This window comes from Streptomyces sp. NPDC055189 (assembly GCF_053606765.1).
On sequence record NZ_JBSGSG010000007.1, the window covers coordinates 189440 to 200924 of the forward strand.

The window sequence follows — 11485 nt, forward strand, 5'->3', positions numbered from 1 at the left end:
GTTTCCCCGGTGGCCTTTCCCCGGTGACGCCCCCCAAGTCTGCGGGGTGCGGCGGCGCGCGGCTGGCGGGATTCGGACGTGGCGCTCATGCGGGTGACAGGGTCAGCAGGGCACCGCTCGTACGGTCGGAGGAGGGCCCGGTCTCCAGGAGGACCTCGCCGGGTTCCACGACGTACTCCAGGGCCCGGTCGAGCGAGGCCAGGGTATCCGCCTCGACGACGAAGGCGACCTCGGCCTCCTCGCCGGGGGCCAGGTCGACCCGGGCGAAGCCGCGCAGTTCCCGCACGCGCGGCCAGGAGCTCGCGCCCGAGACGCGGCGCACATAGAGCTGCACGGTCTCCCGTACGGCACGCGCCCCCGTGTTCGTGACGGCGACCGTGCAGGTGAGCGCAGGATCGGTGACCGGAACGTCCGTACGCGAGAGCCGGGGCTCCCCGTACTCGACGCTCGTGTACGACAGGCCGTGGCCGAAGGCGTGCAGTGCGGTGGCCGGCTGGTCCACGTAACCCCGGTAGCCGTGATCCTTGGCGTTGTAGAACACCGGCAGCTGGGCCGCCGAGCGCGGCACGGACACGGGCAGCCGCCCCACGGGCTCCGCGCGCCCGAAGAGCACGTCGGCGACGGCCCGCCCGCCCCACGGCCCCGGATACCACGCCGAGAGCACGGCACCGGCCCGCCCGGACAGCTCCGGCACCGCATGCGGACGCCCCTGGACGAGGACCACGACGACCGGCGTTCCGGTGGCGGCCACGGCATCGAGGAGCGCCGACTGCCCCTCCGGCAGACCCAGTTCGGCAAGGTCGACGCCCTCCCCGCACGTCATGCCCGCCGGAGCACCGGAGGCCACGACGGCGGCGCCGTTGCTCTCGAAGCGGGTGTCGCCCTCCCGCGCGCTCGACCCGCCGAGCACGAGCACGGCCGTATCCGCAGCGGCGGCAAGCGCCACCGCCTCCGGGATGCCGCCACGGTCGCCGCCGACCAGCTCGCAGCCCCGCGCGTACGTCACCTCGCTGCCGGGCGGCGCCACGGCTCGGATGCCGTCCAGGACGGTGAGCCCGGTGCCGGGGCGCTGCGGCGCGGTGTAGTCGCCGAGCTGCTGGGGGAGCGAGTCGGCGCCCGGGCCGATGACGGCGATGCGTGCCGGTTCCGCGAGGGGGAGCGTGGTCCCGTCGTGGCTGAGCAGGACGATGGACTCGCGGGCCAGGCGCCCGCTCAACTCACCCAGAGCAGCACGCCGTTCAGGTTTCTCCTCCACGTACGGCCGCTCGAAGAGCCCCAGGCGGAACTTCAGCGTCAGGACCCGGGCGACCGCCGTGTCCAGGGCCTGCTCGGAGACCAGACCCCGCTCGACCGCCTCGGCGATCCGCGGGAACGAGGCGTCCCACAGGCTCAGGTCCGTGCCCGCGTCCAGGGCGAGGGCGCCCGCCGCCACCGGGTCACCGGCGAGGCGTACGAGCCGGTCCAGGGCACATCCGTCGGCCATGACCAGGCCCTCGAACCCCCAGCGCTCGCGCAGGAGGCCGGTGAGCAGTTCGCGGTTGGCCGCGCACGGCAGACCGTCGTACTCGTTGTACGCGGCCATGACGCCCGCCGCCCCGGCGCGGACTCCGGCCCGCGCCGCCACCAGGTGGATCTCGTGGAGTTCGCGCGGCCCGAGCTCGGTGGCCGCGCTGTTGCGGCCGCCGATCGTCGCGCCCTGCCCGGCGAAGTGCTTGAGCACGACCGCCGCCCGGTCCGGGGCGAACACGGCGTCGTCGCCCTGCATGCCCCGGACCAGTGCCTGCGTGAAGCGCGCCGCCAGATACGGGTCCTCGCCGAAGCACTCCTCCGCGCGTCCCCAGCGCGGGTCGCGCACCAGGTCGAGAGCCGAGACGAGGGCGACATGGCCGCCGCGGGCGCGCAGCTCGGCGGCGGCGCCCGCCGCGGCGGCCTCGTAAAGTTCCGGGTCCCAGGTCGCGCCCACCGCGAGGTTCACCGGCAGGACCGTGCCGTCCAGGGCCTGGTGGCCGTGCGGCACCTCCTCGACGAGCAGGACCGGAATGCCGAGCCGGGTGCTCGACATGACGTGGCGCTGCACCGAGTCGGCGACTCCGGCCGCGTCCGCGGCGGTGATGCCGTCCGTGAACGTCACGCCGGACCACGGGTCGGCGCGCTGCAGGCCGTAGAGCGCGCCCATCCCGTCGAACGCGGCGACCTCGGCGCGGAAGGCGTCGGTCAGGCGGTGCCCTGCGGGCGTCCGCTCGTAGGCGTCCCAGCCGTACATCCGCTGGTTGACCTGGCCCGCCTTCTCGGTGAGCGTCATCCGGGAGAGCAGGTCGCGCACCCGGTCGGCGACCGGAACGCCCGCGTCCCGGTACAGCGGCGCGCTCATCGCACTTCGAGGACGCACACGCCGAACGGGACGAGCCGTACCTCCGCCACCGCCTCACGCGTGTCCAGGTCGTGCAGCGATCCGTCCACCGCAGGGCGCACCGTCACTTCCTCGTCCGCCTGGCTGACCAGCCACACGAAGCGCCGCCCGTCCTCGTGCACCATGACGTCCGCCGAGACGTACGGGCTGTCGACCGTCACCGTCCGCCGCACGCCCGCGATCTCCGCCAGGGCCGCGTAAAGGCGGTGCGTCTGCTCCGGGTTCACGCGGGCCGTGCGCGCGGCCATGTGCTCAAGGGGGTAGGTGGCCAGGACCGTACGGCCGCGGCCCGTCTCGTTGACCAGGAGCGCCGGGCGGCCGTGGGCGTCCTTCGCCACGACCCGCGCCCCCGTCGGGACGACCGGCAGGTAGGCGCGGCTGTCCTCGTTGCCCGCCACCGGGAAGCGCAGTGTCTCGCCGGCGGGGATGCCGCCGAACTCCTCGGTGAACGTCAGCTCCAGGACATCGTCCTCGATGGGCTCGGCCACTCCGTAGGAGAGTTGGAGCTCGACGCCGAAGAGCCCGTCCAGGTCGTCGAACCACGGGCCGCGCGTGCCGGGGTGCTCGCCGGAGCAGAACGACAGGTAGACGGTGGCGCCCTCGCGGGCCCGGCGCTCGAGTTCGCGCCGCGTCCGGGTCGTGAACTGCCGGGTGGACGGCAGGAGATACATCGCCGCGTCCCCCGGGAGCCCGTCCGCCTCCCGCGTGAGGGCCACCGGGAGATCGGCCCCGCGTGCGGCGACATACCCCTGGTGCAGGGAGGTGAAGATCAGCGGCCGGTCGGCGGGGCGGCTGTAGGGGTAGCCGCGCTCCAGGAACGCGGGCACGACGAGCGCCGCGTCCGCGTCCGAGCGGCGGCAGCGCGCGAAGTCCACCTGCTCCAGGACCTCGGAGAACGCCGCTATCTCGACGAGCGGGGTCTTGGGGGCGCCGGTGCTGTCCGTGATGCCGAAGTGCATCTCGAAGGGATGGTGGTCGTAGGGCGACTGGTCCCACAGGTCGTCGTAGTCGGTGTTGTTCCAGGCCATCCAGCCGGTCGCGCCGCCCAGGAGTGAGTTGTGGAGCGTCTGGCGGTAGTAGATGCCCGCGTTCTGTGCCGACACGGTGTCCGTGGAGAGCCCGAACTCCTCCAGGATCACCGGCTGCCCGGTGACCCCGGCCAGCTCGCACTCGAACGCCGCGCGGTAGTGCTGGCGTACGCGGTCCGTGTCGGAGCGGTAGACGTGCGGGCCCACGAAGTCGACGTACTCGGCCGTGTCCCGCAGCGAGAAGCCGTTGTCGCGGCCCGTCACCTCGATGCCCCACGCGCCGTCGCCCAGCGACACCGGCTGGGTGCCGCCCGCCGCGCGCACCGCGTCGCACATGAACTGCGCCCAGGCCGTGACGACATCGCTGGAGGGCGGGTCCACCTGGTAAATGCGGCCGTAGCCCGGCATCTCGTTGGTGATGAGCCATCCCGTCACCGCCGCGTGGTCCTTGAAGCGGCGCGTCATCTGCGAGACGAACCAGGACTGGCGGCCCACCAGCCACACGTCCTCGTAGAGGTCGCGGTCCCCGCGCCACGCCGGGTCCCAGTTCTCGCCGGACATGTGCCCGACGATGAAGGTGGGCACCGTGCCCATCCCCAGCTCGGTGTGCGCGTCGAGGAAGTCGCGGAAGCGCTCGCACAGCTCCTCGTCGATGCGGTGCGGCTCGGGGTGGAAGTCCGGCCAGTAGAAGAACGAGCGGGTCATCGTCATGCCGTGCTCGCGCAGCACGGACAGTTCCTCGCGGACCGTCTTCGGGTCGTAGTTCCGCCACATCAGCGGACCGCCGGTGCGGGACCAGAAGTTGGCGCCGATCCAGGGCAGGACGGCGGAGTCGTGGGTGAGGTGGGCGCTGTGGCGTCGCATGGCGGTACTCAGGTCTTTCCGTACGGGGGTGGAGAGATGATCGGTAGCGGAGGTCAGCGTGCGGGCCCCGTCGACTCGCGGACCACGAGGCGTGGCCGTTCGTCGAGCGCGACGGGCGGTACGTCCTCGCCGCACCGCGCGAGCAGCACCCGCGCGGCGGCGGCGCCGACCCGCTGCACCTGCTGGTCGACGGTGGTCAGACGCGGGTGCAGCCAGTGGCCGATGGGGAGGTTGTCGTAGCCGACGACGGACAGGTCGTCGGGGACACGAAGGCCGGCGCGCTGGGCCGCGCCGATGCCGCACACCGCCATGGAGTCGTTGGCGTACATCACGGCGGTGGGACGCTCCGTCATGCCGAGCAGCTCCTCGGTCGCGGCGACGGCCGCGGCCTCGGAGAAGTCGGTGCTCAGGACGGCCGCCGGGGCAAGCCCCTTGAGCAGCAGGGTCTCCTCGAAGACCGCCCGGCGCAGCCCCGTGTGCAGCAGTTCGCCGGGCCCCGACACATAGGCGATGCGCCGGTGGCCGAGCTCCATGAGGTGGTCGACGGCTTCGTGTATGCCGGCGCCCTGGTTGCCCAGGCCCACGGTCGGCACGGGTGCGTCCGGGTTGGGCGCGCCGAGCAGCACGGCGGGCAGGCCGAGGCCCCGCAGGAGCGGCGGGCGCGGATCATCCGCGCGGGCGTCGGTCAGGACGGCGCCGTCCACGCGGCCCTCGGCGGCGAGACGCTCGTACAGCGCGCTCTCCTCGGCCACATCGGTGACCAGGTGGAGCAGCAAGCCGTAGCCGCGCGGCGCCAGTTCGCCCTCCAGACCGGTGATCAGCTCGGTGAAGTGCGGGTCCGCGCCGAGCACGTCCGTGGGGCGGCGCACCACGAGGGCGAGCGTGCGCGTCCGGGCGCTGCGCAGGGCCGTCGCCGTGGCGCTCGGCGACCAGCCGAGCTCGGCGGCGGCGTCCTGGATGCGGCGCCGGGTGGCCTCGGAGATACGGCCCTTGGCGTTGAACGCCTGCGAGACGGCGGCCGTGGAGACCCCGGCCGCCGCGGCGACCGCCTTGATCGTCGGACGTGCGCCGCTGCTGCCGCGGGATGTCTCGCTGTCCCTGCGGGATGCTTCCGGAGTGTTCACATCTTCACCGCCCCACTGACGAGGGCCTGCTGCATCCGCTTCTGCAGCACCGTGTAGACGGCCCATACCGGTACGAGAGTCAGTACCGTACCGGCGGTCAGGACCCCGTAATCCGTGCCCGTCAGGGACTTGAGGGTGGGCAGGGCGACCTGCACGGTGCGCTGCGAGGGGTCGGGGCCGATGATGACGAGCGAGTACAGGTACTCGTTCCAGAACGTCAGGAAGTTCAGGAGCAGCACCGTCGCGATGCCGGGCATGCACATCGGTGTGTAGACGTGCCGCAGGACCCCGAACGTGGAAGCGCCGTCGATGCGTGCCGCCTCCTCCATCTCCTGGGGGATGGTCCGCATGAACTGCACCAGGATGACGACGGACAGCGGCATCGCGGTGGCCGGCAGGAACAGCACCATGAACAGGCGGGTGTGGAAGAGTCCCGTCGCCGCGGCGAGCAGGAACGTGGGGAAGAGCGCGGCGAACGTCGGGATGAGGAAGCCGAGCGAGAAGACCTTCTCCACGAAGGCGCCGAGCCGGCCCGTCGCGCGGGCGATCGCGAACGCCGCAGGAATCGCGAGGGCCAGCGTCAGCGCGAGCGAGAAGAATGTCACCAGGGCCGAGTTGACGACCGCGAGCCCCAGATCGGCGCTCTCGAAGGCCGTACCGAAGTTGCCGAACGACAGCGAGGTGGGCAGCGAGAAGGGGCTCGCGAAGATCTCTTCGTTCGTCTTGAAGGCGGAGGCGAGCAGATAGTAGAGGGGGACGACGAGCAGCGCCGCGTACGCCCAGGCCAGGATGTGCGCGGGCAGCCAGGACTTTCCGTGCTTCATGGTGACCGTCTCCAATCGGGGTCGGGCGGCGTCAGTAGTTCTGGCGGAACGCGCGGCGGATGGTGAGCAGGCCGACGAGGCCGACCAGGAAGAGGATCACGCCGACGGTCTGGCTGTAGCCGAGGTCGGCCGCGATGAACGCCTTCTGGTAGACGAGGAAGGACAGCGTGGTCGACGAACTGCCGGGCCCGCCCTGCGTGAGCAGCAGGACATGCTGTGCGGACCCGAAGAACGTCCAGAGGAACTGGAGCATCGTCACCACGCCCACGTAGTCGCGGATGACCGGAAAGTGCACGCGCCACATCGTCCGCCAGTGCCCGGCGCCGTCCAACTGCGCCGCCTCGCCGATCTCCTCGGGCACACTGCCGAGCCGCGCGGCGAACAGGACGGCGGTGAAGCCGATGCCGCCCCAGATGTCGAGCACGATCAGACAGGCGAGCGCCGTCGAGGGAGAGGCCAGCCAGGCGTCGGTCACCGAGCCGAGCCCCACCGACTTCAGCGCGCCGTTGACCAGGCCGTCGGGGGAGAGGGCCGCGTAGAAGACCATCGCCTTGGCCGGGGTGGAGATCAGGCCGGGGATGAAGAGCAGATAGCGCAGGACGCGGTGTCCCGGCGGCTTCTGCGCCACGTAGTAGCCCAGCATGTACGCGCACACGATCATGATCGGCAGTGCGACGGCGAGCTGGACCGCCGTATTGCGCACGGCGTCCCAGAACACCGGATCGTCGAAGACCGTACGGACGTTGTCCCACCCGGCGAACGAGACGGGCTGGAGCATGCCCGGCCAGTGCAGGGCCGCGATCACGAAGATCGCGATCATCGGGCCGACCATGAAGACCAGGTACCAGGCCAGGGCGGGGACGGCGAGGATCGTGCCGCCCTCGCGGCGGCGCTTGTTCACGGGCGGCTCGGAGGGTGCGGGGCGGACCTCGGTCCCGCCCGGCGTCGACATCGTTGTCGTCATCTCGGGTGACTCCCAGAAGGCTCGGGCGGCTCGGGCGGGCGGCTCATGCGGTGCGGTACGCGGCTTCGAGCACGGAGCGCACCTTGGCGGGGCTCGTGCCACGGGTGAACGCCGTGCTGGTCGCGGTGATCAGCGGCTGTGTCGCCGCCGGCGGGACGTAGATGTCGGGCAGCAGGGCCTGGCTGACGTCGGTGCCCAGCTTCTGCGCCTCGGCGACCAGCGGGAAGTCGGTGCTCAGGGTGCCCGAACGCAGGGCCATGTCGCGTCCGCTCTCCTTGATGAAGCGCGAGACGGTGTCCGGGCGGTACATGAACCGCAGGAACTTCTCGACGGAGTCCAGCTTCTTCGTGCCGTTCGGGCTGATCCAGAAGCCGATGAGGGTGTAGGTGCGCAGGATCGTCGGCTTCTCGTGCGCGGCGCCCGGCGCCAGCGGCCAGCCGCCGACCTCGGTGTGCCGGGCGATGTTCTCCGGGACCTTGGCGAGGGCCGAGGACATGGCGGACTGGATGGCGGCGTGGCCCGTGTTGAACTGCGTCGTCATCGTGTCGGAGGTCAGGCCCTGCGCCTTGTCGGCGAAGACCCCGGCATCCCGCAGGGCGGCGAAGTACTCGATGCCCTCGCGGGCGCCCCTGCTGCCGCTGAAGTCGCCGCTCCGGAACACCTTCTCCGCCTCCCCGGGGGTGAGGAAGGTCTGGATGATCTGGGCGAGGAGCTTCTGGCCCGTCCAGTCGTTGCCGCCGACGGTCACCGGTGCGATGCCCTTGGCGCGGAGCTTGCGGGCCGCGGAGATCAGCTGGTCGCCGGTGGTCGGGATGGCGTCGACACCGGCCTTGTCGAGCAGCGCGGTGTTGTAGGCGACCGGCCAGTTGGTGGCGAAGTACGGGAAGGCCTGCAGCCGTCCCTTGCCGTCGGTCCAGGCATCCAGGGCGACGGGCAGGACGCGCTTTCGCAGCCCCCAGTCGTCCATGTAGCCCTTGACGTCGACGGTCGCCCCGACATCGGTCCAGGCCAGCGTCTTGTCGTAGAGGTTCACCATGACGACGTCCGGCTCCTTGCGGGCCAGCCGCGAGGTTTCGTAGACCTGCGCGAGGTCGTCGCCGTTCACGAGGTTCTTCACCTTCAGGCCGGGGTTCTCGTCCCGGAAGGTGTTCAGGGCGGACAGATACGTGGGCGAGCCCGGCGCGGTGGTGCCGAGCTGGCTGTGCACCACGAGCGTGTCGGGATCGGAATCCGCCGACGCCAGCGTGGAACAGCCGGCGAGGGCGGGCAGGGTGGTGGCGGCGGCCAGGCCTGAACCTGCGGCGAGGAAGCCGCGCCGACTCATCGTTGAGCGCACAGCGGGATGTCTCCAACCAGGACGATGACAACCAGGGGTTAATCGATATACCTGCGGGGGTGCGAGGAGACTAGAAGCGCTTCGTTGAATGGTCAATCCCCTGTTGCACACCGTGAATCTTCCGGCGAAAGCCGCAAATCGGTCGCGGTGAGGCGCGAGATCTGCGTCTCGCTTTTTATGCAACTAGTTGCACAAGGGTTCGGCGTCCTCTAGAACTGTCCTGACGACACACCCCGTACGGAGGGCCCGCATGAGCCGCTACCCGAACCTGCTGAACCCGCTCGACCTGGGCTTCACCACCCTGCCCAACCGGGTCCTCATGGGATCCATGCACGTGGGCCTGGAAGAGGCGCCGAACGGTTTCGAGCGGATGGCGGAGTTCTACGCGACCCGTGCGCGCGGCGGTGTCGGCCTCATCGTCACCGGCGGCATCGCCCCGAACGAGCTGGGCCGCCCCTGGGACGGCGGCGCCAAGCTGACCACCGAGGCGGAGGCGCAGAAGCACGCGGGCGTCACGGCGGCCGTGCACGCGGCCGGCGGCAAGATCGCCATGCAGATCCTGCACTTCGGGCGCTACGCCTACCACGAGGGCCTGGTCGCGCCGAGCGCGATCAAGGCGCCGATCAGCCCCTTCGTGCCGCGTGCCCTCGAAGACGACGAGGTCGAGCAGACCGTCGAGGACTTCGTGCGCGCCGCCGAGCTGGCCAAGCTCGCGGGCTACGACGGCGTCGAAGTCATGGGCTCCGAGGGCTACTTGATCAACGAGTTCATCGCGGCCCCCACCAACCGGCGCGAGGACCGCTGGGGCGGCGCCTACGAGAACCGCATCCGCTTCCCCGTCGAGATCGTCCGCCGCATACGCGAGCGCGTCGGCGCGGACTTCATCATCATCTACCGCCTGTCCATGCTGGACCTGATCCCCGGCGGCTCTACCCTCGAAGAGGTCGTCCACCTCGCCAAGGAGATCGAGGCCGCGGGCGCCACGATCATCAACACCGGCATCGGCTGGCACGAGGCGCGCATCCCCACCATCGCGACCTCGGTGCCGCGCGGCGCGTACACCTTCGTCACGAAGAAGGTCATGGGCGAGGTCTCCGTACCGCTCGTCACCACCAACCGCATCAACACCCCCGAGATCGCCGAGCAGTTGCTCGCCGACGGCGCCGCCGACATGGTGTCCCTGGCCCGCCCGCTGCTCGCCGACCCGGACTTCGTCGCCAAGGCGCGGGCCGAGCAGTCCGACGCCATCAACACCTGCATCGGCTGCAACCAGGCCTGCCTGGACCACACCTTCAACCTGCAGATCACCTCCTGCCTGGTGAACCCGCGCGCCTGCCACGAGACGGAGCTCGTGCTCTCGCCGACCCGGCACAAGAAGCGCGTCGCGGTCGTCGGCGCGGGCCCGGCCGGGCTCGCCTTCGCGGTGTCGGCGGCCGAGCGCGGCCACGACGTCACGCTCATCGACGCCGCCTCCGAGATCGGCGGCCAGCTCAACGTGGCCCGCAAGGTCCCCGGCAAGGAAGAGTTCGACGAGACCCTGCGCTACTACCGCACGCAGCTCGAACTGCACGGCGTGAGCGTCCAGTTGAACACCCGCGCCACCGCGGACGACCTGGCGAGGGCCGCGTACGACGAGGTCGTCGTCGCCACCGGCGTCACGCCCCGCACCCCCGAGATCCCCGGCATCGACCACCCCAGCGTGGTCGGCTACCTCGACGTGCTGCGCGACAGCGCGCCCGTGGGGGAGCGGGTCGCCATCATCGGCGCGGGCGGCATCGGCTTCGACGTCGCCGAATACCTCACCGACGGCGGCGAGAAGGCGAGCCTGGACCCGGCGACGTACTTCCGCCAGTGGGGCGTCGACATGGACTACAAGGACCGCGGCGGCCTCACCGCGCCCGACCGCCCCACCCCGCCGCGCAGCGTCCACCTCCTGCAGCGCAAGACGTCCAAGGTCGGCCAGGGCCTCGGCAAGACCACGGGCTGGATCCACCGCACCGAGCTGCGCCACCGCGGCGTGACGATGGTCGCGGGCGCGAGCTACGACCTGATCGACGACGCGGGCCTGCACATCACGGTCGACGGGCAGTCCACGGTCATCCCCGTCGACACGGTCGTCCTGTGCTCCGGCCAGGACCCGCGCCGCGACCTGTACGAGGCACTGCTCGCCGCCGGTCTGAGCGCCCACCTCATCGGGGGCGCGGACGTGGCCGCCGAGCTGGACGCCAAGCGCGCCATCAAGCAGGGCACGGAGCTGGCCGCGGCGCTGTGACACCGGATGTCCCCTGAGGCCGGGCGCCCTCTTGCACAGGGCGCCCGCGCCGGACGCCGTACTTAGGATGGCCGCCATGTCACTCCCGCACGCGATCCTCACCGCCCTGCTCGAAAAGCCTTCGTCGGGCCTTGAGCTGACCCGCAGGTTCGACAAGTCGATCGGCTACTTCTGGTCGGCCACGCACCAGCAGATCTACCGCGAGCTGGGAAAACTGGAGCGGGACGGGGCCATCCGCGCCCTAGAGCAACAGCAGGCCACCCGCGGGCAGAAGAAGGAGTACGAGGTCCTGCCCGCGGGCCGCGCCGAACTGGCCCGCTGGACGGCCGCGAGCCAGGATCCCAAGCCGCTGCGGGACACGCTGCTGCTGCGCCTGCGGGCCGCGGCGGTCGTCGGCACGGACGGCATCGAGGCGGACCTGCGCCGCCATCTCGCCCTGCACCGGCAGCAGTTGGCCGAGTACGAGGGGATCGAGAAGCGGGACTTCCCGCCGGGCAAGGACACGGTGGAGGACCGGCTGAGGCATGTGGTGCTGCGGGCCGGGATCGACCTGGAGACGTTCTGGACGCGGTGGCTGGAGCAGACGCTGGAGGAGCTGGGGGCGCCCGAGGCGTGACTCTCCTTCCGTACGACGGCTGCCGCCGGCCCGGCCAGAGCCGGGAC

Annotated in this window: 8 protein-coding genes; 2 read left to right on the forward strand and 6 right to left on the reverse strand. The window is 71.2% G+C overall.

The genetic code is table 11. From position 1 onward, the window contains the following. Positions 1-85: 85 nt before the first annotated feature. The 6 genes from ACWFR3_RS08080 to ACWFR3_RS08105 all read right to left on the reverse strand — a co-directional run bounded on the left by ACWFR3_RS08080 (position 86) and on the right by ACWFR3_RS08105 (position 8550). Positions 86-2371 carry a glycoside hydrolase family 3 N-terminal domain-containing protein gene (locus ACWFR3_RS08080; RefSeq protein WP_453733716.1) on the reverse strand — a complete coding sequence of 762 codons (2286 nt, stop codon included), beginning with the start codon at positions 2369-2371 and terminating at the stop codon, positions 86-88. After that, entirely contained in the window at positions 2368-4302 is a 1935-nt protein-coding gene (locus ACWFR3_RS08085) for a glycoside hydrolase 5 family protein (RefSeq protein WP_453733717.1), read from the reverse strand. Before ACWFR3_RS08085 ends, ACWFR3_RS08080 begins: the two co-directional genes overlap by 4 nt. A 53-nt stretch (positions 4303-4355) precedes the next feature. Further along, positions 4356-5357, reverse strand: coding sequence for a LacI family DNA-binding transcriptional regulator (locus tag ACWFR3_RS08090; RefSeq protein WP_453733734.1), 1002 nt, complete (start codon positions 5355-5357; stop codon positions 4356-4358). Between the two features lie 65 nt (positions 5358-5422). Further along, positions 5423-6250: a carbohydrate ABC transporter permease gene (locus ACWFR3_RS08095; protein WP_453733718.1), complete on the reverse strand. Its 828-nt coding sequence runs from the start codon at positions 6248-6250 to the stop codon at positions 5423-5425. Positions 6251-6281: 31 nt separating this feature from the next. Then, positions 6282-7214, reverse strand: coding sequence for a carbohydrate ABC transporter permease (locus ACWFR3_RS08100; protein ID WP_453733719.1), 933 nt, complete (start codon positions 7212-7214; stop codon positions 6282-6284). A 43-nt stretch (positions 7215-7257) separates the two neighbouring features. After that, a complete protein-coding gene (locus tag ACWFR3_RS08105) occupies positions 7258-8550 on the reverse strand; it encodes an ABC transporter substrate-binding protein (protein ID WP_453733720.1) in 1293 nt (430 codons plus the stop codon). 250 nt (positions 8551-8800) lie between these two features. On the opposite strand from ACWFR3_RS08105, the gene ACWFR3_RS08110 reads away from it, so the two are divergent. Together ACWFR3_RS08110 and ACWFR3_RS08115 are read left to right on the forward strand one after the other, a co-directional pair. Continuing rightward, positions 8801-10822: an oxidoreductase gene (locus ACWFR3_RS08110; protein ID WP_453733721.1), complete on the forward strand. Its 2022-nt coding sequence runs from the start codon at positions 8801-8803 to the stop codon at positions 10820-10822. A 76-nt stretch (positions 10823-10898) separates the two neighbouring features. Continuing rightward, the gene (locus ACWFR3_RS08115) at positions 10899-11438 is read left to right on the forward strand and encodes a PadR family transcriptional regulator (protein WP_453733722.1); all 540 of its coding nucleotides are present in this window, start codon (positions 10899-10901) and stop codon (positions 11436-11438) included. The last annotated feature ends 47 nt before the right edge of the window (positions 11439-11485 follow it).